At 72.1% G+C, this 22,916-nt stretch carries 18 protein-coding genes; 12 read left to right on the top strand and 6 right to left on the bottom strand.

What is annotated here, in order from left to right; all coding sequences use genetic code 11:
* The first annotated feature begins 106 nt into the window (after positions 1–106).
* Entirely contained in the window at positions 107–2,029 is a 1,923-nt protein-coding gene (locus ACFYYB_RS29580; RefSeq protein ID WP_389438850.1) for a helix-turn-helix domain-containing protein, read from the top strand.
* Positions 2,030–2,052: 23 nt separating this feature from the next.
* Here ACFYYB_RS29580 and ACFYYB_RS29575 read toward each other — a convergent pair whose 3' ends face one another.
* From ACFYYB_RS29575 to pdhA, 5 genes are all read right to left on the bottom strand, one after another.
* Positions 2,053–3,210: an IS701 family transposase gene (locus ACFYYB_RS29575; RefSeq protein WP_389438848.1), complete on the bottom strand. Its 1,158-nt coding sequence runs from the start codon at positions 3,208–3,210 to the stop codon at positions 2,053–2,055.
* Positions 3,211–3,517: 307 nt separating this feature from the next.
* A complete protein-coding gene (locus ACFYYB_RS29570; protein WP_389438845.1) occupies positions 3,518–4,465 on the bottom strand; it encodes a GNAT family N-acetyltransferase in 948 nt (315 codons plus the stop codon).
* A gap of 117 nt (positions 4,466–4,582) precedes the next feature.
* Positions 4,583–6,037 carry a dihydrolipoamide acetyltransferase family protein gene (locus ACFYYB_RS29565; RefSeq protein WP_389438843.1) on the bottom strand — a complete coding sequence of 485 codons (1,455 nt, stop codon included), beginning with the start codon at positions 6,035–6,037 and terminating at the stop codon, positions 4,583–4,585.
* A gap of 13 nt (positions 6,038–6,050) precedes the next feature.
* Positions 6,051–7,031 carry an alpha-ketoacid dehydrogenase subunit beta gene (locus ACFYYB_RS29560; protein WP_389438841.1) on the bottom strand — a complete coding sequence of 327 codons (981 nt, stop codon included), beginning with the start codon at positions 7,029–7,031 and terminating at the stop codon, positions 6,051–6,053.
* A gap of 5 nt (positions 7,032–7,036) precedes the next feature.
* Positions 7,037–8,242, bottom strand: coding sequence for a pyruvate dehydrogenase (acetyl-transferring) E1 component subunit alpha (gene pdhA / locus ACFYYB_RS29555; RefSeq protein ID WP_385367010.1), 1,206 nt, complete (start codon positions 8,240–8,242; stop codon positions 7,037–7,039).
* Between the two features lie 325 nt (positions 8,243–8,567).
* On the opposite strand from pdhA, the gene ACFYYB_RS29550 reads away from it, so the two are divergent.
* Entirely contained in the window at positions 8,568–9,230 is a 663-nt protein-coding gene (locus tag ACFYYB_RS29550; protein WP_266906697.1) for a response regulator transcription factor, read from the top strand.
* A 156-nt stretch (positions 9,231–9,386) separates the two neighbouring features.
* Complete coding sequence (locus ACFYYB_RS29545) at positions 9,387–9,803, top strand: pyridoxamine 5'-phosphate oxidase family protein (RefSeq protein WP_389438838.1); 417 nt, start codon at positions 9,387–9,389, stop codon at positions 9,801–9,803.
* Between the two features lie 91 nt (positions 9,804–9,894).
* On the opposite strand, the gene ACFYYB_RS29540 is transcribed toward ACFYYB_RS29545, so the two are convergent.
* Complete coding sequence (locus ACFYYB_RS29540; RefSeq protein ID WP_389438836.1) at positions 9,895–11,454, bottom strand: protein kinase; 1,560 nt, start codon at positions 11,452–11,454, stop codon at positions 9,895–9,897.
* Positions 11,455–11,738: 284 nt separating this feature from the next.
* Between ACFYYB_RS29540 and ACFYYB_RS29535 the strand changes: the two genes are divergently transcribed.
* The 9 genes from ACFYYB_RS29535 to ACFYYB_RS29495 all read left to right on the top strand — a co-directional run bounded on the left by ACFYYB_RS29535 (position 11,739) and on the right by ACFYYB_RS29495 (position 22,882).
* Complete coding sequence (locus tag ACFYYB_RS29535) at positions 11,739–13,451, top strand: protein kinase (RefSeq protein ID WP_389438834.1); 1,713 nt, start codon at positions 11,739–11,741, stop codon at positions 13,449–13,451.
* A gap of 86 nt (positions 13,452–13,537) precedes the next feature.
* Positions 13,538–14,071, top strand: coding sequence for a hypothetical protein (locus tag ACFYYB_RS29530; RefSeq protein ID WP_389438832.1), 534 nt, complete (start codon positions 13,538–13,540; stop codon positions 14,069–14,071).
* A 119-nt stretch (positions 14,072–14,190) separates the two neighbouring features.
* On the top strand, positions 14,191–14,847 hold the full coding sequence (locus ACFYYB_RS29525; RefSeq protein WP_389438830.1) for a PadR family transcriptional regulator: 657 nt from the start codon (positions 14,191–14,193) through the stop codon (positions 14,845–14,847).
* A gap of 33 nt (positions 14,848–14,880) precedes the next feature.
* Positions 14,881–15,612, top strand: a complete 732-nt coding sequence (locus ACFYYB_RS29520; RefSeq protein WP_382980152.1) for an ABC transporter ATP-binding protein — start codon at positions 14,881–14,883, stop codon at positions 15,610–15,612.
* Positions 15,609–18,458 (top strand): FtsX-like permease family protein, encoded by a 2,850-nt coding sequence (locus ACFYYB_RS29515; RefSeq protein WP_389438827.1) that lies wholly within the window; start codon positions 15,609–15,611, stop codon positions 18,456–18,458. Before ACFYYB_RS29520 ends, ACFYYB_RS29515 begins: the two co-directional genes overlap by 4 nt.
* Before the next feature lie 95 nt (positions 18,459–18,553).
* Positions 18,554–19,093 (top strand): bacterial proteasome activator family protein, encoded by a 540-nt coding sequence (locus ACFYYB_RS29510; RefSeq protein ID WP_266906713.1) that lies wholly within the window; start codon positions 18,554–18,556, stop codon positions 19,091–19,093.
* 440 nt (positions 19,094–19,533) lie between these two features.
* Entirely contained in the window at positions 19,534–20,436 is a 903-nt protein-coding gene (locus ACFYYB_RS29505; protein WP_389438824.1) for an NTP transferase domain-containing protein, read from the top strand.
* Positions 20,433–21,794, top strand: coding sequence for a molybdopterin molybdotransferase MoeA (locus ACFYYB_RS29500; protein ID WP_389438822.1), 1,362 nt, complete (start codon positions 20,433–20,435; stop codon positions 21,792–21,794). Before ACFYYB_RS29505 ends, ACFYYB_RS29500 begins: the two co-directional genes overlap by 4 nt.
* A complete protein-coding gene (locus ACFYYB_RS29495) occupies positions 21,782–22,882 on the top strand; it encodes a potassium channel family protein (protein ID WP_389438820.1) in 1,101 nt (366 codons plus the stop codon). Before ACFYYB_RS29500 ends, ACFYYB_RS29495 begins: the two co-directional genes overlap by 13 nt.
* Positions 22,883–22,916: the final 34 nt, after the last annotated feature.

The raw sequence follows: 22,916 nt of genomic DNA, 5'->3' as shown, positions 1-22,916 counted from the left end.
TTGACCGGATCTTGCCCCGAGAGCTACGTTCATGCAGGCCAGAGAGCGATCGGACCGTCAAGGATCCGGTGGTGAAGGGCTTGTTACCCGGGGGGGCGGTACACACGTGGTCGACCATGCCTACGAGATGCTGGAACTGCTGAACAAAGAGGCGCCGGCATCCGCATTCGACGACGCGGTGCGAAAGGCGCGTGAATCCGGCATGTCCGGTGCGGCGCTGGCCCAGTTGACCAGGGCCAGGGACCAAAGCCTGGGAGTCCGGGCACTTTTCGTCCGCCGCCGGCAGCGCGAAGCCGGCCTGGCCGCCCTCGTGGACACCGCGCGCGACCTGACGCTTCCCTACGACGTGGACGCCCTGCTCAAAGTCATCACGCGGCGGGCCCGGCTGCTGCTGGGGCTCGACATGGCTTGGGTCGCCCTCGACGATGCCGAGAGCGGGTGCTCCCTGGTGCGCTCGGCGGACGGCCACGCCTCGGCGCTGACGATCGGGTTCGCCGTCCCGCTGGACGGCGGCGTCGGCAAGCGGGCCGTCGACGGGGCCTCGCCGTTCTGGTCGGCCGACTACATGAACGACCAGAGCTTCCGGCACAGCAAGGTGATCGACGAAGTGGTGCAGGCAGAGGGCCTGCGCGCCGTCATGGCCATCCCGCTCAGGCACGAGGGCACCACGTGGGGCGCCCTCTACGTCGCGGACCGCAACGTCAGGCACTTCACGCCCGACGAGACCTCCCTCATGAGCTCCCTCGCCGACCTCGCGACGGTCGCGATCGAGAAGGCCCGCCTGCTGGAGCAGACCCGGTACGAGGTCGCCGAGCTGGAACAGGGCACCTCCCGCGCCCTGGACTCCTCCACCACCGCCCGCCGGCTCCGGGAGACCCACGGCCGCCTGCTCGACCTCGTGCTGAGCGGCGGCGACCTCGGCAGCCTGACCGCCGAGGCGGCCAAGGACCTCGGCGGCACCCTCCTCGTACGGGACCCGGCCGGCCGGACCCTCGCCTGCCCGGGCGCCGGTCTCCCGGAACCGGACGAGACCCGGGTCCGTACCGCCCTGCTGGACGCGCACACCGACCGACTGCCCCGCAACGCGGGCGACGGGGTGTGGGTCGCCTCGATCGCCGCGGGCGACGAGATGCTGGGCACGCTCCTCCTCGCCACCGACACCCCGGTCACCGACCACCGCCTGCAGCTCCTGGCACTCACCGCCCAGGTGACCGCCGTCGTACTGCTGATGAACCAGGGCATGGCGGCCGCCGAGGGGCACCTGCGCGACGAGTTCTTGCACGACCTGCTGCGCGGCCCGTCACCGTCGCCGGCGCTGATCGCGGAGCAGAGCCGGCGCCTCGGACTCGACCTGGACGAACCCCACGTCCTCGTGATCGTCCGCCCCGAAGGGGGGATCCAGGGCCGGGTGGCCGCCTGGGCCGCCTCGTACGCCAACCGCCACCACGGCCTCAAGAGCGTGGAAGGCGACCTCGTGGTGCTGCTGCTCCCCGGCACCGCGGCGGGCGACATCGCCAGGACGGCGTCCAAGGAGCTGTCCGAGGTGCTCGGCAAGCCGGTGACCGCCGGTTCGGCCGGGCCGGCCGACAGCCCGGCGGCGATCGTCCGCCTGCACCAGGAGGCCCTGCGCTGCCTGGACGCGGTGGCCGCGCTCACCGGCCCCGGCGGCAGCGCCTCCCCCGAAGAGCTCGGCTTCCTCGGTGTCCTGCTCTCCGAGAAGCCGGACATCGCCGGGTTCATCAACGACACCATCGGTCCGGTGCTCGACTACGACGACCAGCAGTACACCGAGCTGATCCGCACCATGGAGGCCTACTTCGCCTCCGCCAACAGCCCGTCCCGGGCGGCGGAGGCGCTGCACGTCCACCCCAACACCGTCTCCCGCAGGCTGGAGCGGATCACCGAGATCCTCGGCGAGGACTGGCAGCAGCCGGCCCGGGCCCTCCAGGTGCAGCTCGCCCTCCAGCTGCAGCGCACCCGCAAGGCCCTCGACCAGGAGCGGCGGCAGCACGGGCACGCCGCCGGCTGATCCGGCCCGATCGGCAAGACGGCCTAGTGCTCCGCGGCGCGCCGGGCGAGGACCCGGACCGCGTGCGCGGCGGAGGCCAGGGTGGTGTGCCGGTGCCAGCCTTCGAAGGAGCGACCGCCGAAGTCGGTGAGCCCCACCCTCCGGGAGACGTGGGTGAAGTCGGCTTCGACCTGCCGCGCCCGCTTCGCCAGCCGCAGCAGCGCACCCGGGTGCGCCTGGGTCATATCGGTGACCCAGCACCGGTCGGGCCGGCCCAGCGGATCGCTCCACTCGCCGAACAGCAGCTGCGGCCCGGGAGCGTTCGCCGGCTCCACGCGTACGGCGGCCACCAGGCTGACGCGGGGCCGCCCGGTGGACGGGTCCTGCCAGGTCACCGGCCGGCGCAGGGTGCGTGCCATGAGGAGCAGCTGGTGCGCGGCGAGTTCACGATCGGCCGTCCCCGGGAGGGCCACGTCCACACACCGGACGCGCAGGGATCCGCGGGCCGGTACCACGAAGTGCGTTCCGCTCGGCTCGAAGCGCCGGGCGACCGCCGCGGGATCGAGGCCGGGAAGGTCGAGCACCACGGGCCGGTGGGGGGTCCGCCCCGCCCAGCCCCGCAGTTCCTCCACGGCTCCGGCGGCCAACTCCAGCGAGGTGGAGGCCATTTCCGACTCGCGGGCGTTCGGCGGCAGCGGACCGATGCTGTCACGCCACTTGCGGGAGAGGGTGAGGCGCCAGTTCACCGGGCAGCTCCGCTCCTCGCCGACCGACCAGATCCCGTAGGCGGCCTGGCTGTTGACCATCTGGCCGAGTTCGGGCACGAACCGGCGGTCGACTCCCACCGACTCCGTGCCGGCCTTGGATATCACCATCGGCCGCACCACCCAGGCCTGGGGCGGCAGGGCCCGCTCCAGGTATCGGGCCAGCGCCGCCCGTACCGGTCCCCAGTCCCACGTGGAGGAGACGACGAAGTGGTGCAGGCTCTGCTCGGCCGCCCGGTCTCCGACGTACGCGGCGATGTTCCGGATCGACTTGCGCCCCTCGGCCCGGAGCAGGCCCCGCACGTACAGCTCCCCCTTGCGTCGCTGGTCGCTCCGCGGCAGCGAGGCGAACAGCTCGGCACAGAGCTCGCCCACGACCGGGTCCGGTACGAACCGGCTGCTCAGCGTGTCCGGTCGCTCAAGACTCGTGACGGTCATTGCGGATCCATCCCTTCCCCCGTGGTCTCCGGCGCTCCTCAACCCTGCGGCTGGAAGCGGTCCGGGAACCAGGTGGACCCGTCACACACATGCGCCCGTGCGTGCAGGGCGGACCATCAGACCGGCACGTCCCGCGGCGATCCGCCGCTCGCCCGGCGGAGACCGCGGTACGGGCCTTCGCCCGGCCGCGGTGGGTCCGGCCCGGCGGGCCCCGCCGGGACCGGGCGGTACCGCCCCGTGGTGGCCGGGTCACCTTCCACGCCGCCCGGGAGGCCACGGCGTGGTGGCCCCGCCACCAGTGCCCGGGTCAGCCGGTTGCCGCGGCCGGTCCCTCGAGGACCAGGCGGATCTCCGTGACCTCGTAGCCGGCGCGGGTGAAGGCGGCGGCCATCGGGGTGTTCACGGTGTCCGTGGTGGCGGTGATGCGGTCGGCTCCCTCGGAGGCGTGGAAGCGGGTGATCTCGCCGAGGATCTCGTCGATGAGGCCCTTGCCGCGCTGCTCGGGGACCACGCCGAGGTAGCCGACGTTGCGGTGGTACGGGGTCGCGGACGGGATCGCCATGCCGGCGAGCGTGCCGTCGGGCAGGTGGGCCAGCCGCCACCAGGAGCGCTCGCCCGGGCAGTCGGTGTAGAACTCGATGTCGTCGCGCGCCAGTTCCTCGGCGTCGATCGTGCGGAGCTCGTTCTGCGTGTGCAGGTCCAGGCTGCCGTGCGCGAGGCGGACGAAGGCGTCGAGGAACTCCTCGTCGGTGCCCTCGCGGAAGACGAGGCGGCCGGTGGGCTCGGCGGTACCGGCGGCCGGGGTCCACTCGAAGCGGAGCCGCTCGATCTCGCGGACCAGGCCGGAGGCGGCGGCGGCCTTCTGGCGCCAGGCGACCGCGTCGACCAGGCCGTCCGGGGAGGTGCGCCAGTCGCGCGGCAGCGAGAGGTTGTATTCGGGGAGCTTGCCGAAGGCCTCGTGCCCGGCGGCGAGCAGCCCGGCGGCGACGGCGGCCGGGTCGGCCACGGAGCTCCGCACCTGGAGGCAGTCGAGCGCGTTCGGGCTCTCCCGGTCGGCGCGGCCCCACCACAGGGCGCGGGCCAGGATCTCGCCGTTCTCGTCCTCGGCGAACCAGGTCCACTCGGGGCGCATCTGGCCCGCGGCGAGCTCTTCGCGGATCTTCTCGGTGGTGAGGGCGGGGACGGGGCCGTCGGCCGGGTAGGCGAGGGCGCGGTCCATGTCGGTGGTGTCTGCTGTGGCAGCGCGGAAGTGCATGAGCCGATGATCACACCGGATGACGGCGCTCCACAAAGAGTTTCCGCACGTCAGAGGCGGTTTGGTACGGAATTCCGGCCTCCGGGTGGAATACCCGGAGGCCGGTCCGCCGGGCCGTCAGGACCAGGTGATCAGACGGCGCGGGTGCTCCAGGACGGCGGCGATGTCCGCGAGGAAGCGGGAGCCGAGTTCGCCGTCGATGAGACGGTGGTCGAAGGACAGCGCCAGGGTGGTGACGTGGCGGGCCTTGACCTTGCCCTTGTGGACCCACGGCTGGAGCTTGATCGCGCCGACCGCGAGGATCGCGGACTCTCCGGGGTTCAGGATGGGCGTACCGGTGTCGACGCCGAAGACACCGACGTTGGTGATGGTGATCGTGCCGTGCTGCATGTCGGCCGGGGAGGTCTTGCCCTCGCGGGCCGTGGCGACCAGCCCGGACAGGGCCTGCGACAGCTCGCCGAGCGTCTTGGCGTGCGCGTCCTTGATGTTCGGGACGATCAGCCCGCGGGGGGTGGCCGCCGCGATGCCCAGGTTGACGTAGTGCTTGAGCACGATCTCCTGGGCCGCCTCGTCCCAGGACGCGTTGACGTCGGGGTTGCGGCGGATCGCCACGAGGACGGCCTTGGCGATCAGGAGCAGCGGGTTGATCCGGAGCCCCGCGAGGTCCGGGTCCTCCTTGAGCTCCTGGACCAGCTTCATCGTGCGGGTCACGTCGAAGGTGATGAACTCGGTGACGTGCGGCGCGGTGAAGGCGGAGCCGACCATGGCCTGGGCGGTGACCTTGCGGACGCCCTTGACCGGGATGCGGGTCTCGCGGGCGGACCCGGCCGCCGCGGCCGGAGCCGAAGCCTGGGCCGGAGCCGGGGCCTGGGCCTGTACGGGAGCCGCCTGGGCCACCGGGACCGCCGGGGAAACGGCCTGCGGGGCGATGGCCGCCGCGGCCGCCGCGTGCACGTCCTCACGGGTCACGACCCCGCCGTCGCCGGTCGGGGTCACCGCCGCCAAGTCGATGCCGAGGTCCTTGGCGAGCTTGCGCACCGGCGGCTTCGCCAGCGCCTTGCCCGCGCCGGACTGCGCCGGGACCACGACGGCCGGAGCCGCCGCAGGGGCCGGAGCGGCCGCGGCCGGGGCCACGCCCGTGCCGTTCTGCGCGGCGACCGCGGGCTGCGGCGCGGCCTTGCGCGGGCGGCGCTTCGTAGAGGCGGTGGAGACTCCGTAGCCGACCAGGACGGGCTGGCGGGCGGCGGGCGCCTCGGGCTCCGCCGCGGCGACGGGCGCCGCGGCGACGGGCGCCGCAACGGCCGGAGCCGCGGCCGGGGCCTCGTCGCCGGGAGCGGTCTGCACCGAAATGATGACCTGGCCGACGTCGACCGTGACGCCCTCCTCGAAGAGGAGCGCGTGCACGACCCCGTCGAAGGGGATCGGCAGCTCGACGGCCGCCTTCGCCGTCTCCACCTCGCACACGACCTGGCCGTCGGTGACGGTGTCACCCGGCTGGACGTACCACTTGAGGATCTCGGCCTCGGTGAGGCCCTCGCCCACATCGGGCATCTTGAATTCGCGGATCGTCATCGCAGGGCTCTCCTCAGTACGCCAACGAGCGGTCGACTGCGTCGAGCACCCTGTCCAGGCCCGGCAGATACTCGTCCTCCAGGCGGGCCGGCGGGTACGGGGCGTGGTAACCGCCCACGCGCAGCACGGGCGCCTCCAGGTGGTAGAAGCACCGCTCCGTGATGCGAGCGGCGATCTCCGAACCCACACCGAGGAACACCGGCGCCTCGTGGACCACCACGAGCCGGCGGGTCTTCTCCACCGACGCCTGGATCCCGTCGAAGTCGACCGGGGACATCGAGCGCAGGTCGACGACCTCCACCGACTTGCCCTCCTCGGCGGCGGCCGCGGCGGCCTCCAGGCAGACCTTCACCATGGGCCCGTAGGCCGCGAGGGTGATGTCGGTGCCCGCACGGGCCACCCGGGAGCCGTGCAGGGCGTCGGGGATGGCCTCGAAGTCGACCTCGCCCTTGTCCCAGTAGCGGCGCTTCGGCTCGAAGAAGATCACCGGGTCGTCGCTGAGGATGGCCTGCTGGAGCATCCAGTAGGCGTCGCTCGCGTTGGACGGCGAGACCACCTTCAGGCCCGGGACGTGCGCGAACAGCGTCTCCGGGGACTCCGAGTGGTGCTCGACCGCGCCGATGCCGCCCGCGTAGGGAATGCGGATGACGACCGGCATCTTGATGGTGCCGAGCGAGCGCGCGTGCATCTTGGCGAGCTGCGTGACGATCTGGTCGTACGCGGGGAAGACGAACCCGTCGAACTGGATCTCCACGACCGGCCGGTACCCGCGCAGGGCCAGGCCGATCGCGGTGCCGACGATGCCGGACTCGGCGAGCGGGGTGTCGATGACCCGCTCCTCGCCGAAGTCCTTCTGGAGTCCGTCGGTGATGCGGAAGACGCCGCCGAGCTTGCCGACGTCCTCGCCCATGATCAGGACCTTGGGGTCCTCTTCCAGGGCCTTGCGCAGGGAGTCGTTGAGCGCCTTGGCGATGGTGAGCTTCTGTACGGCCATGACGGTCACTCCCCGCCTTCGAAGGACGCGAGGTAGGCGGCGAACTGCGCGCGCTCCTCGTCGACGAGCGCGTGCCCGTCCGCGTAGACGTTCTCGAAGATCGCCATCGTGTCGGGGTCGGGCATCGAGCGCACGACCTCGCGCACCCGCTTGCCGAGGGCCTCGCTCTCCACCTCCAGCTGCTCGAAGTACGCCTCGTCGGCGCCTCCGGTGGCCAGCAGGTGGGCCTTCAGGCGCAGGATCGGGTCCTTGGCCTCCCAGGCCGCCGTCTCCTCATCGCGCCGGTACTTCGTCGGGTCGTCGGAGGTGGTGTGCGCACCCATCCGGTACGTGAAGGCCTCCACCAGGGTGGGCCCCTCTCCCCGGCGGGCCCGCTCCAGCGCCCAGCGGGTGACCGCGAGGCAGGCCAGCACGTCGTTGCCGTCCACCCGGACGCCCGGGAAGCCGAAGCCCTGGGCGCGCTGGTAGAGCGGTACGCGCATCTGGCGCTCGGTGGGCTCGGAGATGGCCCACTGGTTGTTCTGGCAGAAGAACACCACGGGCGAGTTGTAGACCGCCGAGAAGGTGAAGGCCTCCGCCACGTCGCCCTGGCTGGACGCGCCGTCGCCGAAGTAGGCGATGACGGCCGAGTCGGCGCCGTCCTTGGCCACGCCCATCGCGTACCCGGTCGCGTGCAGCGTCTGGGAGCCGATGACGATCGTGTACAGGTGGAAGTTGTTGGTGGTCGGGTCCCAGCCACCGTGGTTCACACCGCGGAACATGCCGAGCAGGTTGGTCGGGTCGACCCCGCGGCACCAGGCCACACCGTGTTCGCGGTAGGTCGGGAAGACGTAGTCGTCGTCGCGCAGGGCCCGGCCGGAGCCGATCTGGGCGGCCTCCTGCCCGAGCAGCGAGGCCCACAGGCCCAGCTCGCCCTGGCGCTGGAGGGCGGTCGCCTCGCCGTCGAAGCGGCGGGTCATGACCATGTCGCGGTACAGACCGCGCAGGTCGTCGGTGGTGATGTCGGCGACGAAGGGCGCGAATTCCGCGACGTCCGGATTCTCCGCGACGTCGACGCGCACCCCCTCGGGCGTCAGCAGCTGTACGAGCTGAGGCTCGGCGTCATGCGTCTTCGCGGTGGCAGCGGCGGGCTTGGCGGCGCTTGCCGCGCCGGCCGGCCGCTTGGTGCCGCTGCGGCGCGGCTTGCGCGCGGCAGTGCTCTCCACGGTCACGATTGCTCCTCCGTCGGTCCGGCACCCGGGTTCTCCGGGGACCAGTGCGGCTCACCTGGATCTCTGCCCGCGCACGGGGTGGGTGCGCTTCGGGTCTGGGATTCAGGCGTGACAGGTGCCCCGGCGAGTGCCCTGCGCAATGCACGTTACCCAGTGCGTCGCATAACTGCGAAACCCCGTTTGACCTGCGATTTTGCTTGGATTTCCAAGTAAATCGGCGGAACCGGGAACAACCACTGGTCACAGCCTTGCAGGGGGCCGGAACAACGGCACGTTATCCCGCTCGCCACCGGCAGGGAAGGGGTGAGTGTGTGAAACTGAGTTCGTGCGCGAAAACGGAAAAATCAAGGTATTCCTCCTGGACGACCACGAAGTGGTACGCAGGGGTGTTCACGAGCTGTTGTCGATGGAATCGGACATCGAGGTCGTGGGTGAGGCCGGTACGGCCGCCGACGCACTGGTCCGGATCCCCGCCACCCGCCCCGACGTGGCCGTCCTGGACGTCCGGCTGCCCGACGGCAGCGGCGTGGAAGTCTGCCGCGAGGTGCGCTCCCAGAACGAGGACATCAAGTGCCTGATGCTCACCTCGTTCGCCGATGACGAGGCGCTGTTCGACGCGATCATGGCCGGTGCCTCGGGCTACGTGCTGAAGGCGATCCGCGGCAACGAGCTGCTGAACGCGGTGCGCGACGTGGCGGCCGGCAAGTCCCTGCTGGACCCCGTCGCCACGGCCCGGGTGCTGGAACGGCTGCGCGACGGCAAGAACGGCAAGGGCGACGACCGGCTGTCGAACCTCACCGAGCAGGAGCGCAAGATCCTCGACCTGATCGGCGAGGGCCTGACCAACCGCGTGATCGGCGAGCGGCTGCACCTGGCCGAGAAGACGATCAAGAACTACGTCTCCAGCCTGCTGTCGAAGCTCGGCATGGAGCGCCGGTCCCAGGCCGCCGCGTACGTGGCCCGTCTGCAGGCCGAGAAGGGGCGCTAGGCCGTCCGGTCGCGCCCTGGGATTCCGTAACCCAGTGTGACGCCCCGTGGTCGCACGATTCCACGGGGCGCACTGTTTAATTCGGGACCAACGTCCTTCATCTGCGGGGCGGGCTCCTCTTTTCCGGCAGGGTGTCGGTACCGGACAGTGGATGACATGTCCCCTGAGGAACTCCACGCCATCGAACTGCTGCGCCGCGTGCCGTACGGCCGAGCCGCCACCAGCATGCGCGCGCTGCCCTTCCTCGCGATCGCGCGCCACATCGTGGTGAACGGCAAGGTCGTCCTGAGAATGCATTCCGGTTTCGGCTACCACCAGGCCTGCAACGGCAGCGTGGTCTCGTACGGGGCCGACAACTTCAATTCCGGTGAGTCCGAACTGTGGTCGGTGCAGTTCACCGGTACGGCGAACCTCGTCGAACCCACCACGGCCGAACTGGAACTGTTCGGACCCGCTCCGCACTTCGTGGACGGCGCGGTGTTCGACCCCGTCTACATGCGCATCGAGCCGCACCTGGTCACCGTCCACACCTTCGCGGGCAACATGGACCGGCAGTACCAGCACGCGCTCTGAGCAGCTCCCCGCGGGACTTTGGTCCCGAAGGAAACGGCCCGGCGGCCTCCTCATCGAGAGGGGCCGCCGGGCCGTTCTTCGTCACTCGGGGCTACTCCCCGACTTCCCCGCCGCCGTCTTCCTCGGGCGTCTTCGACGGAGTCGGAGTCGGAGTCGGCTTCGGCGTGGGCGTCGGGGTCGGGGTGGGCGTCGGGGTCGGCGTAGGCGTCGGCGTGGGCGTCGGCGACGGGGTGTACGACGGCGAGTACGAGTAGCTCGGCGTCGAGGACTTGCTGCGGCTCGGACCCGGCGTGTACGACTTCGACGGCGCCGACTCGGAGAAGGACGTCTCCGGCGCCGGGGTGCTCTCTCCCGAACTCTCCGAGGAGGGCGGCGGGGTCACCGACGAGCTCGTGCCCGTGCCCGGGTCCTTCTTGCCGCCGCCGAAGTTGTTGACCGCGTACGCCACGCCGCCCGCGATCGCGAGGACCGCGAGGAGGGCGAACAGCAGCATCTTCCAGCGGCCCCCGCCGCCGGAACGGTCGCCGTACCCGTCGTAGCCGCCGTTCCCGCCCTGGCCGTGGCCGTTGCCGCCGCCTCCCGGGTAGGCGGAGCCGTCGTCCGGGTTCAGCGGCGGCACCATCGGCTGCTGGAACTGCGAGGTGTTGGAGTGCGAGCCGTACGGCGGCTGGCCCTGGCCGGGCGTCGCCATCGCCGTGGTCTGCGCCGGGCCGCGCCCGTGCGGCAGCGCCATGGTGACCGGGCCGGTGTTCCAGGTGCCGGTGTTGGCCCCCTGGTCGTGCAGCATCTGCAGGGCGTACTGGACCAGCCCGCGCATCTCCTCGGCGCTCTGGAACCGGTCGTCCGGGTCCTTGGCGAGGGAGCGCATGACGAGCCCGTCGAGCTCCTGCGGGATGTTGCCGCCCTCCGGCAGCTGCGAGGGCGGGATCGGCGCGTCCTGCACGTGCTGGTAGACCACCGACAGCGGGGTCTCCCCGGTGAACGGGGGACGCAGCGAGAGGAGTTCGTAGAGCAGGCAGCCCGTCGCGTACAGGTCGGAGCGGTGGTCCACGGCCTTGCCGAGGGCCTGTTCGGGCGAGAGGTACTGCGGCGTGCCCATGACCATGCCGGTCTGGGTCATCGTCGACTGCGCGCCGTGCAGGGCGCGCGCGATGCCGAAGTCCATGACCTTGACCGCGCCGGTGTCCGTGATGATCACGTTGGCGGGCTTGATGTCGCGGTGCACGATGCCGTGCTGGTGCGAGTAGGCGAGCGCTTCCAGCACACCCGAGGTGATGATCAGCGCCTGGTCGGGGCCCGGGGCCTCGGCGCTGATCAGCAGGTCGCGGATGGTGCGGCCCTCGACCAGTTCCATGACGATGTAGGGGACGACGTTCGGGCCGACCCGGTCCTCGCCCGAGTCGTACACGGCCACCACGGCATGGTGGTTGAGGCCGGCGACCGACTGCGCCTCGCGCGTGAAACGCGCCTTGGACACCGGGTCCTCGGCCAGGTCGGGGCGCAGCAGCTTGACGGCGACGGTCCGGCCCAGCCGGACGTCCTCCGCCGCGAAGACCTCGGCCATGCCGCCTCGGCCCAGACGGTGGGTCAGCCGGTAACGGCCGTCTCCCACCAGGCCGCCCGCGCCCCAGTGCTCAGGACCCTCTGCCATCCCGGCGCCGCTTCCCTCGGGTTCGGGTGCCATCAGTCCTCACCGTCGTCTGTCTCGGCCGCCGCTCAGCGGATGTGTCCTCATCGTGTGCTCCGACGAACGCTACAGCCTCAGAACCGGTCACCGTTCGGACGAGGACCCTCCACAAGGCGCCTGTGGACCCCCTGTGGCCTTGTGGTCACGGAACGGGAACCTGGCTTGACGTGTGCTTGCCCTCCGGCAGACTGAGGCCGACATGCGCTCAGCCAGGGGCGTGGGGACCATCCCGAGGGGAAGCAACAGTCATGAGCCAGGACGGCACTCAGGGCCAGTACGCGGGCGGCTCTTTGGCCGGTGGCCGTTACCAGCTGAGGGACTTGCTCGGCGAGGGAGGCATGGCCTCCGTTTACCTCGCCTACGACTCGGCACTCGACCGCCAGGTCGCCATCAAGACCCTGCACAGCGAGCTGGGACGCGAACAGTCCTTCCGCGAACGCTTCCGGCGCGAGGCGCAGGCTGTAGCGAAACTGTCGCACACCAACATCGTCTCGGTCTTCGACACCGGTGAGGGAGTCGTCTCCTTCGCGAACCCCGCGGCGGCCGACGGCGGGGTCATGCCCTACATCGTCATGGAGTACGTCGAGGGGCAGCCGCTCGGCTCCGTCCTCGACGGCGACATCAGGCAGTACGGGGCCATGCCGGCCGACAAGGCGCTGAAGGTGACGGCCGACGTGCTGGCGGCCCTGGAGAGCAGCCACGAGATGGGGCTGGTCCACCGCGACATCAAGCCGGGCAACGTCATGATGACGCGGCGCGGAGTGGTGAAGGTCATGGACTTCGGCATCGCGCGGGCCATGCAGTCGGGGGTCACCTCGATGACGCAGACCGGCATGGTCGTCGGCACCCCGCAGTACCTCTCCCCCGAGCAGGCGCTCGGGCGGGCCGTGGACGCCCGCTCCGACCTGTACTCGGTGGGCATCATGCTCTTCGAGCTGCTGACCGGGCGGGTCCCCTTCGTCGCCGACTCCGCGCTGGGCATGGCGTACGCGCACGTGCAAGAGGAGCCGGTCGCGCCCTCCAGCATCAACCGCTCGGTCACCCCGGCGATGGACGCGCTGGTGGCGCGGGCCCTGAAGAAGAACCCGAACGAGCGTTTCCCCACCGCCGCCGCCATGCTCGACGAGGTCGCGCGGGTGGCGGGCGCCGGGCACACCGGAGCCCCGGTCATCGTCCCGGGCGCGCACCCCACGAACAGCGGAGCCGGGTTCGGCTCGGCCGTGTTCCCGCCGGTGGACTCCGCCGCCCAGGCGCCGCCGCACTCGGTGCAGCAGCCGTACCAGGCACCGCACACCCCGGTCCCGTCCGCTTACGCGCCGACGCCGCCTCCGGGGCCGCAGTCCGGGGCGTACGGGTACCCGCAGCAGCACCAGCAGCACCAGCAGCCGATGCACCAGCAGCCGCAGACCCCGGCTCCGTACGCGGCTTCGACCTCGACCCCGCCTCCGTACACGCTCTCGCCGCAGGGCGGGCACGGCGGGACCGGTGCGGGCGGCGGAACCGGCCGGAAGAAGAACCCTGTCGTGATCGGGGCCGTGGTGGTCGCGCTGGTCGCCATCGGCGGGCTGATCGCCGTGCTGAAGATGGGCGGCGACGGCGACAAGGACAAGGCCGGTCCGTCGACCCCCGGGTCCTCCGTTTCGGCGTCCAGCTCGGCCTCCGCGAAGGCCGGGCACAAGGGTCCGGACCCCTCGAAGACGATCAAGGAAGAGAAGTGCAAGGAGGCGCGGAAGGACTCCCACGACCCGGCCAAGGTGGAGGCACCGGACTTCCGGTACATCGACCAGGTCTCGGTGAAGGCGTGCATCCGGGCCGCCGGCTGGAAGTACGACCCCAAGCCCAAGGACGAGGCGATCTACGGCGAGGGGACCGTCGTCCAGCAGATGCCGGAATCCGGCACGTCGTTCGACCCGACGAAGGACACCATCACCCTGTGGATCTCGACGGGCGACCCGGAGTAGACGCGGCGTCGACCTTCTGAGGGGGGCGGCGTCCCGAACGGCCTGTACGGGATGCCGCTTTTGTCCGGTTATGTAAATCTGAGTCCGTGACCTACGCCCGCGCGCTGCGCTGGACCGCCGGGGCAGCGATGGCAACAGCCGCGCTGCTGATCACGGCGCCCGCGCAGGCCGCGGCGTCGTCGGCGGCGCACGGCCTCTCCGCCGCCTCCGCCTTCTCCTCCGCCACCCTCTCCGGCGCCTCCGCCTTCTCCTCCGCCGTCGCGGGAGCGGCGCCGTCGGGCGACCCCGCGACCTCGGCCGACCGGGCCTTCGAGGACCTCGCCGGAACCGCGGCCGGATCCGGGCGGGAGCGGCCCGGGCGGCCGGTGGGCGAACCCGCCAATCCCGAGACCGTGCTCGCCGCGCGCCCCGTCCCCACGCACCCGCGCACCGAGCCGCTCCCGCAGGTTCCCGCGATCCCCACCGAGCCCACGGCGACCCCGATGATCGGCGCGCTCGGCACCGAACCGAACGAGCGGGCCGCCGACCTGGCCGCGCACATACTGCCGCTCGGAACGGGATTCGCCCTGATGGGACTGGGTCTCGGATTCATGGGAATGCGGCTGCGCCGGGGCATGTAGCCACCGCTCTGACCCCCGCCCCACCCCTGCTCCCACCCCCGGCCGCACCCCCGGTCCCCCTTGGGACCTACGTCTCAGGATGGTTGCGGAGCCGGGCATACTCGGTATACATACTGAGTATGTCGATCCGCCACGGGCTTCTCGCCCTACTGGAACGGGGCCCCAGGTACGGCTCTCAGCTCCGCACCGAATTCGAGTCCCGCACCGGTTCCACCTGGCCCCTCAACGTCGGGCAGGTGTACACGACGCTCGCCCGGCTGGAGCGTGACGGCCTCGTCGCCCCCGGCGGCGAGGACACCGCCGGGCACACCCTGTACGCCATCACCGAGACCGGGCGCCACGAACTGCACGCGTGGTACGAGCGTCCCGTCGACCGGGCCAACCCGCCCCGCGACGAGCTCGCCATCAAGCTCGCCATGGCCGTCGGCGCACCCGGCGTGGACATCCGTGCCGTCATCCAGTCCCAGCGGCACGCCACCGTCCAGGCCATGCAGGACTACACCCGGCTCAAGGCGCAGGCGCTCGCCGCCATCGAGAGCGGGCGCTCCGGCGAGCGCGACGACATCGCCTGGCTGCTCGTCCTGGAACAGCTGATCTTCCAGACCGAGGCCGAGGCCCGCTGGCTCGACCACTGCGAGTCCCGGCTCGTACGGCTGTCCGCGCGCGGGGAGCGCGCACCGGCCGAGGCCGAACCGCCCGAGGGCACCACCGACCCGACCACACCCACGACCACCGACCGGTCTCTTTCCCGCACCGCCCGTACGCGGCGGGTCTGAGCCACCGCTCCACGTCCCAGGGGGGAACCCTTCATGCCCGACCAGCCCGTATTGCAGCTGGACCAGCTCGTCCGCACCCACGGCAGCGGCGCCACCGAGGTGCACGCCCTGCGCGGAATCAACCTCTCCGTGTACCCCGGCGAACTCGTCGCCGTCATGGGCCCCTCCGGGTCCGGCAAGTCCACGCTGCTGACCCTCGCCGGCGGACTCGACACCCCGAGCGGCGGCAGGGTGATCGTCGAAGGCACCGACATCACCACCGCCAGCCGCAAGCAGCTGGCCGCCCTGCGCCGCCGCAGCATCGGGTACGTCTTCCAGGACTACAACCTGATCCCGGCGCTCACCGCCGCCGAGAACGTCTCCCTGCCGCTCGAACTCGACGGCGTCTCCGCCCGCAAGGCCCGCGTCTCGGCGCTCGCGGCCCTGGAGGAGATGAACCTCGGGCAGCTCGCCGACCGCTTCCCCGACGAGATGTCCGGCGGCCAGCAGCAGCGCGTGGCCATCGCCCGCGCGCTGGTCGGCGACCGCCGCCTGGTCCTCGCCGACGAGCCGACCGGCGCCCTGGACTCCGAGACCGGTGAGTCCGTGCTCGCCCTGCTGCGCTCGCGCTGCGACGCCGGCGCGGCCGGGATCCTGGTCACCCACGAGCCGCGCTTCGCCGCGTGGGCCGACCGCGTGGTGTTCCTGCGCGACGGCAGCGTCGTCGACGAGACCCTGCGCAGCCAGGCCGACTCCCTGCTCTCCGGGCAGGCGGCCGCTCAGTGATCTCCATGTACCACTCCTGGATCGCGGCGATCCGGATAGCCCGCCGCGACGCCTGGCGCTCCAAGGGCCGCAGCGCCCTCGTCCTGGCCATGATCGCCCTGCCGATCGTCGGCGTGAGCGCCGTCGACCTCACCCTCCGCAGCTCGGAACTCTCCACCGAGCAGCACGTCGACCGGGTGCTCGGCGCCGCCGACGCCAAGCTGACCTCGTCCCACATGAACGCGCCCCTCTACCAGAGCCCCGACGCGCAGAACTACGCCCCGGTCGGCGGCTACGACAAGTACAACGAGAGCTCCGGCGGCATGGAGGAGCCCGCCGCCGATCCCCAACTCCCGGCCGGAATGCAGTCCGTCAAGGACAGCAAGACCTACGCCAAGGTCCGCAGCCGGTACGGCATCCTGGACGCCGAGCTCCGCGAGGTGGACCTGACGAGCCCGCTGGTCAAGGGCCTGTGGACGCTGGAGCGCGGGCGGCTGCCGAAAGCTCCCGGCGAGATCCTCGCCACCGGCGCCTTCCTGAAGGAGTCCGGGTACTTCCTCGGCTCCAGCGTGACCCCGCGCGAGTCGACCACCTCGTACAAGATCGTCGGCGTCTACGAGATGCCCGACGCCCTGCACAACTCGCAGCTCCTTGCGCCGCCGGGAACCCTGCTGGCCCCGCTCGACCGGGACCGCAAGGCCGCCGTCGGCACGGGGATCGACCCCCAGGACGAGTACCTGGTGAAGGTCGGCGGCGAAGGTTTCACGTGGAACATGGTCAAGGAGACCAACGCCAAGCTGCACCTCCTCGTCGAATCGCGCGTCGTGCTCCTCGACCCGCCGGCCGACTCCGAAGTGCCGCTCTACACGCAGCAGCCCAAGGACCTGTGGCAGCCCGGCGTCACCCTCGGAACCACCGAACTGGCCATCGTCTCCACCGTCGTGGGCCTGGCCATGCTGGAGATCTGCCTGCTGGCCGGACCCGCCTTCGCGGTCGGCGCCCGGCGCTCGCGCCGCCAGCTCGGCCTGGTCGGCGCCAACGGCGGTGACCGGCGGCACATCCGGGCCATCGTGCTCTCCGGCGGCCTCGTCATCGGCGCCGCGGCGGCCGTCATCGGCACCATCGTCGGCATCGCCCTCACCCTCGGGCTCCAGCCGGTGCTGGAGGACACGATCGGCAAGCGGTTCGGCAGCTTCGACATCCGCCCGCTGGAGCTCCTCGGCATCGGCCTGCTCGCCGTCCTGACCGGCCTGCTGGCCGCGATCGTCCCGGCCGTCAACGCCTCCCGGCAGACCGTGCTGGCCTCCCTCACCGGCCGCCGCGGCGTGCGCCGGGCCAACCGGGTGCTGCCCGTCCTCGGCCTGATCGCCATCGCGGGCGGGGCAGCCATCGCCCTGTTCGGCTCCGTCTCCGAGATGGGCTCCACCGTCGTCGCGGGCGGCAGCGCCATCGCCGAACTCGGCGTCGTCGCCCTCACCCCCACCCTGGTCGGCCTGTTCGGCCGGGCCGGCCGGTGGCTCCCGCTGTCGCCCCGCCTCGCGCTGCGCGACGCCGTCCGCAACCGGGGGCGCACGGCCCCCGCCGTGGCCGCCGTCCTGGCCGCCGTCGCCGGCACCGTCGCCGTGGCCACGTACCAGCACAGCAGGGAGATCCAGGCGCGGCACGAGTACGTCGCCCAGCTCCCGTACGGCTCCGGTCTGATCGAGAGCAGCGATTTCACCGCCTACCGGGACGTGCCCCCGGTGCGCGAGACCCTCTCCAAGGAACTCCCGCTGGCCGTACGGGCCGACGTGGACCGTCTCGTCGTCGGCAAGCCGGGCTGCTCCCCGTACGGGGACGACGCGGAGTGCGGACAGGCCGAGATCATCATCCCGAAGGAACAGCGCTGCCCCCTCTACTCGGCCCCGAACGGCTCGGAGTCCTTCTCCGTGGCCGAGCGGAAGAAGCTGATGGCCGACTGGCGGTGCCAGCACGACCGCTTCGGGGTCCAGTACTCCCTGGTCGTCGCCGACCAGAAGCTGATGTCGGTCCTGGGGGTCGAGGACCCGGGCGCCGCGGCCGCGCTGAAGGCCGGCAAGGCCGTCTCCTTCAAGAAGCAGCAGGTGCGCGACGGCAAGGTCACCGTGCGGCTGGTCAAGGGCCGCGGCGAGACCGCCCCCGGCTCCGCACCCGATGAGCCGCCGCCGGGCAAGGACAAGGTCTTCGCCGCGTACCAGGTCCCCGACTCGGTGAAGGGCTACGGCGTGGAACTGGTGCTGCCGCCCGCGGCGGCGAAGAGCGCCGGCATCGCCACCGTCCCCTTCGGCTCGTACTTCACCCTCGACGGGGACGCGAGTTCCGAGCAGCGCCAGCGGCTCGAAGGGGCCCTCGACAAGCTGGGCGCGGACACCAGCGTCCGGATCGAGAAGGGCTACGAGGGCGACGACAGCCTGGTCATGCTCGTCCTGACCGTCTTCGCGGGCCTGGTCACCATCGGCGCGGCCGGCATCGCGACCGGCCTCGCCCAGGCGGACGCCGAGGGCGACCTGAAGACCCTGGCGGCGGTCGGCGCACCGCCGCGGGTGCGGCGCACGCTCAGCGGCTTCCAGTGCGGGGTGGTCGCTCTGATGGGCGTGATCCTCGGCTCGGCCGCCGGCCTCCTGCCCGCCGTCGGGCTCCGGCTCACCGAACGGCGGGCCGCGGCCGACATGGTCCGGTCCGGCATCGAGGGCGGATACGAGATGGCCACCGAGGCCCTCCCGTACATCCCGATCGCGGTGCCGTGGACCACGCTCGGCGGCCTGCTGATCGTCGTCCCGGTGGGCGCGGCGCTGCTGGCGGCCCTGGTCACCCGTTCGAGCGGAGCACTGGCCCGCCGCGAGGCCTGACCATTCCGGCACCGGTTGGTGCCCCCGCACAGGGTGGATCACGCCCGTGCGGGGGCACACCGTGTGAATACGAAGGTGTGCGAGACAATGACGGCATGGAGATGCCGAGGAGTGAACGGTCGCAGGACAGCCCCCCGCCCGGCCTGATCGTGGGGCAGGACGGGATGCCGGTCGGCGGCGCCGATGACGAGTCGCGCGAGGTCCCGGTGACGGAGATGGTCGAACAGCCTGCCAAGGTCATGCGGATCGGCAGCATGATCAAGCAACTCCTGGAAGAGGTACGCGCCGCACCTCTGGACGAGGCCAGCCGGGTCCGTCTGAAGGACATCCACGCGGCGTCCGTGAAGGAGCTGGAAGACGGCCTGGCTCCCGAGCTGGTCGAGGAACTGGAGCGCCTGTCCCTCCCCTTCACGGAGGAGGCGATCCCCTCCGAAGCGGAACTGCGCATCGCCCAGGCCCAGTTGGTGGGCTGGCTGGAAGGCCTGTTCCACGGCATCCAGACGGCCCTGTTCGCGCAGCAGATGGCGGCGCGGGCCCAGCTGGAACAGATGCGCCGCGCCCTCCCGCCGGGCTCCTCCCACGAGGACGACGAGGACGGCCCCCACGGCGCCATCCGCTCGGGCCCCTACCTCTAACCCACCCCGCCCCACCCCTCCGGGGCCGCCCCACGGCGGCCCCGGACCCATGTCCGGCCCCACGGGGCCGTTCGGCCGCCCCCGCCAATCCAGCCCCGCCGACGCTTGAGCCACGGGGCCCGGGGCGCAGCCCAGGACGTCCGGGCGCAGCCCGGTACCCACCCCTCCAGCCCGCCCGCGCCATTTCAGCCGTCCGGCGTTTGAGGACCGGGGTCTGGGGCGGAGCCCCAGGGGTCCGGGCGCAGCCCGGGACCCCTGCTCTTCAGCCCGTCCGGCGTTTGAGGACCGGGGTCCGGGCAGCGCCCGGGGAACGGTGGAAGGGCGGGTAGGGGACTTCCGCCCCGCGCAGCGGAACACCCCCAGCCACCCCGCGGGTACCGGGTTAAGAACCCGGTAAACGCCACAGCCCATCCGGCCCCGACCCCCCGCATACTCGGGGAATGACCTACGACGCCATCGTCCTGGCGGGCGGCGCCGCAACCCGCCTGGGCGGAGCCGACAAGCCCGGCCTCCTCGTAGGCGGCCGCCCCCTCCTCGACCGCGTCCTGGACGCCTGCGCGGACGCCCGCACCACCGTCGTCGTCGCCGGCCGCAGGCCCACCGCCCGGCCTGTGCACTGGGCCCGGGAGGACCCCCCCGGCGGCGGCCCCCTCGCCGCGCTGGACGCCGGGCTGCGGCACACCACCGCCCCGCTGGTCCTCGTACTCTCCGCCGATCTGCCGTTCCTGGACCGGGACACGGTCGGCTCCCTGCTCGGGGCCCTCGACGCGCCCGGACAGCAGGCCCGTGACGGAGCCCTGCTCCGGGATCCGGGCGGCCGCGACCAGCCCCTGGTCGCCGCGTACCGCGCCGAGCCCCTGCGCAGGGAAATCGCCCTGCTGGCCACCGAACACGGCTCGGTGAACGGCCTCCCCCTGCGCGCCCTCACCGCCGAACTCGACCTCACCCCGGTCACCGCGGCCGCCCCGCTCGCCTCCTTCGACTGCGACACCTGGGACGATCTCGCCGCCGCCCGCGCCCGAATCAGAGAGCATGGAACCGTGCTGGAGCAATGGATCACCGCCGTCAAGAACGAGCTGGGCATCGACGTCGCCGTCGACACCAAGACCCTGCTCGACCTCGCCCGTGACGCCGCGCACGGCGTCGCCCGGCCCGCCGCACCGCTGACGACCTTCCTCGTCGGCTACGCGGCGGCCCACGCCGAAGCCACCGGCGCCGACCCCGAACAGGCCGTGGCCGAGGCCTCGCGCAAGGCCGCCGAACTGGCCCTGCGCTGGGCCGCGGAGGCCCCGGACACCACCGGGCCCGAGGCGACCGGCCCCGAAGCGACCGGCTCCGGATGACCGCCAACCCCGCCGCCGACCCCGCCGCCGCGGACGCCGACCGCGACCTCGACCAGGCCCTCGCCCTGGTCAGCCGCGCCCCGCGCGCCGACTCGCGCGCCGACACCGCCGGAGCCCCCGACCCCGCCCCCGGCGGCCACCGCGCCGCGTCCTGGCTCCGGGCCCGGGAGACCGCCACCCGCGCCGGTTCGGCCGTCCGCGGCCGCACCCACCGGGTCCCCCTGGCGGCCGCCCTCGGCGAGGTGCTGGCCGCGCCCCTCGACGCCCTGGGCGACCTGCCGTCCTTCGACACCTCCGCGATGGACGGCTGGGCCGTCGCCGGTCCCGGCCCCTGGACGATCCGCCCCGGCGAGAGCGCCCTGGCCGGCAGCGAGCGCCCCGCACCCCTCGCGGACGGCGAGGCCGTACGGATCGCCACCGGCGCCCGGATCCCCGCGGACACCAGCGCCGTGATCCGCAGCGAGCACTCCCGCGAGGCCGGCACCCTGCTGTACGCCGAGCGACCCGTCGCCACCGGACAGGACATCCGCCCGCGCGGCCAGGAGTGCCGCACCGGAGACCTGTTGCTGCCCCCCGGGTCCCTGGTCACCCCGGCCGTCCTCGGCCTCGCCGCGGCCGCCGGGTACGACGAGCTCACCACCCGGCCCCGGCCGCGCGTGGAGATCCTCGTCCTCGGCGACGAACTGCTCACCGAAGGCCCCCCGCACGACGGCCTCATCCGTGACGCTCTGAGCCCCATGCTGGGCCCCTGGCTGACCCGGCTCGGCGCCGAGGTCGTCTCCGTCCGACGGCTCGGCGACGACCCGCAGGGCGCCGAAGCCCTGCTGGCGGCCGTCACCGGCTCCACCGCCGACGTGGTCATCACCACCGGCGGCACCGCCTCCGGCCCCGTCGACCACGTCCACCCCGTGCTCGCCAAGGCCGGCGCCGAACTGCTCGTCGACGGGGTGGCCGTACGCCCAGGGCACCCGATGCTGCTGGCCCGCATCGGCGGCGGGGCCCCCGGCCAGGACCCGGTCCGCCACTTGGTGGGGCTGCCCGGCAACCCGCTGGCCGCCGTCTCCGGACTGCTCACCCTCGCCGACCCGCTGCTGCGCGCCCTCGCCGGGCGGCGCCCGCGCCCCCGGTACGTGGTCCCCGTGGAGGGCGACGTACCCGGTCACCCGCACGACACCCGGCTCGTACCGGTCCTGCTGACCGAGGACCACGCCGTACCGCTGCGCTACAACGGGCCGGCGATGCTCCGCGGGGTGGCCGCCGCCGACGCGCTGGCCGTCGTACCCCCGAACGGGGCACGGTCGGGGCAGGAGTTGGAGATCCTCGATCTCCCCTGGGCTTCGGGGGGATGTTTCACGTGAAACTTCACGGATCCGACGCGATGGCACGCGGCGCCGACGAGAAGCTCGTCTCGCGCCGCATCAAACTGCCCAAGCGCATCGTCGAGAAACCGCTCCGGCAGGTCTCCCGGCGGCTGTTGATGGCGCTGTTCGTGATGTCCCTGACGGTCCTGATCGTGTGGATCGACCGCGCGGGCTACCACGACAACGCCAACGACAAGGTCGACTTCCTCGACTGCGTCTACTACGCGACCGTCACCCTGTCGACGACCGGCTACGGCGACATCGTCCCGTACAGCGACAGCGCGCGGCTGGTCAACGTCCTGCTGATCACCCCGCTGCGCGTGCTGTTCCTGATCATCCTGGTCGGCACCACCCTGGAAGTCCTCACCGAGCGGACCAGGGAAGAGTGGCGGCTCAGCCGCTGGAGGAAGAACTTGCGAGACCACACGGTCGTCGTCGGCTTCGGCACGAAGGGCCGCTCCGCCCTGCAGACCCTGCTGTCCACCGGGCTCAGCAAGGAGCAGGTCGTCATCGTCGACCCCAGCGCCAAGGTGATCGACATCGCCAACGCGGAGGGGTTCACCGGGGTCGTCGGCGATGCCACGCGCTCCGACGTCCTGCTGCGGGCCGAGATCCAGAAGGCCCGTCAGATCGTCATCGCCACCCAGCGCGACGACACGGCGGTCCTGGTCACCCTGACGGCCCGCCAGCTCAACCGCGGCGCGAAGATCGTGGCGGCCGTGCGGGAAGAGGAGAACGCGCCGCTGCTGAAGCAGTCGGGCGCGGACGCCGTCATCACCAGCGCGAGCGCGGCGGGCCGGCTGCTCGGGCTCTCGGTGCTCAGCCCGAGCGCGGGCACGGTGATGGAGGACCTCATCCAGCAGGGCAGCGGCCTCGATCTGATCGAGCGTCCGGTGAACCGCGGGGAGGTCGGCAAATCGGTCCGGGACACCGACGACCTGGTCGTCAGCGTCCTGCGCGGCCACCGCCTGCTCCCGTACGACGATCCGCACGCGAGCCCGCTCCAACTGACGGACCGCGTCATCACGATCGTCCGCGCGGCCCCGTCGGCCACGCCGCCCGTGGTCCTGGGTTCCCCGGACTGAGCGGACCGACCAGACCGAGCGGGCCGGGGGCGGT

It is taken from the genome of Streptomyces sp. NPDC002886 (assembly GCF_042888445.1).
Taxonomy (GTDB): domain Bacteria; phylum Actinomycetota; class Actinomycetes; order Streptomycetales; family Streptomycetaceae; genus Streptomyces.
The sequence above is the reverse complement of the archived record's forward strand: the minus strand, read 5'-3'. Positions and strand labels throughout refer to the sequence as shown.

Coding starts and splice junctions, on each gene's coding strand:
- ACFYYB_RS29520 (WP_382980152.1), top strand. CDS start 14,881: ATGCCCGACCAGCCCGTATTGCAGCTGGACCAGCTCGTCCGCACCCAC.
- ACFYYB_RS29510 (WP_266906713.1), top strand. CDS start 18,554: ATGGAGATGCCGAGGAGTGAACGGTCGCAGGACAGCCCCCCGCCCGGC.
- ACFYYB_RS29570 (WP_389438845.1), bottom strand. CDS start 4,465: ATGCACTTCCGCGCTGCCACAGCAGACACCACCGACATGGACCGCGCC.
- ACFYYB_RS29535 (WP_389438834.1), top strand. CDS start 11,739: ATGAGCCAGGACGGCACTCAGGGCCAGTACGCGGGCGGCTCTTTGGCC.
- ACFYYB_RS29575 (WP_389438848.1), bottom strand. CDS start 3,210: ATGACCGTCACGAGTCTTGAGCGACCGGACACGCTGAGCAGCCGGTTC.
- ACFYYB_RS29495 (WP_389438820.1), top strand. CDS start 21,782: ATGTTTCACGTGAAACTTCACGGATCCGACGCGATGGCACGCGGCGCC.
- ACFYYB_RS29500 (WP_389438822.1), top strand. CDS start 20,433: ATGACCGCCAACCCCGCCGCCGACCCCGCCGCCGCGGACGCCGACCGC.
- ACFYYB_RS29545 (WP_389438838.1), top strand. CDS start 9,387: ATGTCCCCTGAGGAACTCCACGCCATCGAACTGCTGCGCCGCGTGCCG.
- ACFYYB_RS29560 (WP_389438841.1), bottom strand. CDS start 7,031: ATGGCCGTACAGAAGCTCACCATCGCCAAGGCGCTCAACGACTCCCTG.
- ACFYYB_RS29565 (WP_389438843.1), bottom strand. CDS start 6,037: ATGACGATCCGCGAATTCAAGATGCCCGATGTGGGCGAGGGCCTCACC.
- ACFYYB_RS29505 (WP_389438824.1), top strand. CDS start 19,534: ATGACCTACGACGCCATCGTCCTGGCGGGCGGCGCCGCAACCCGCCTG.
- ACFYYB_RS29540 (WP_389438836.1), bottom strand. CDS start 11,454: ATGGCAGAGGGTCCTGAGCACTGGGGCGCGGGCGGCCTGGTGGGAGAC.
- ACFYYB_RS29525 (WP_389438830.1), top strand. CDS start 14,191: ATGTCGATCCGCCACGGGCTTCTCGCCCTACTGGAACGGGGCCCCAGG.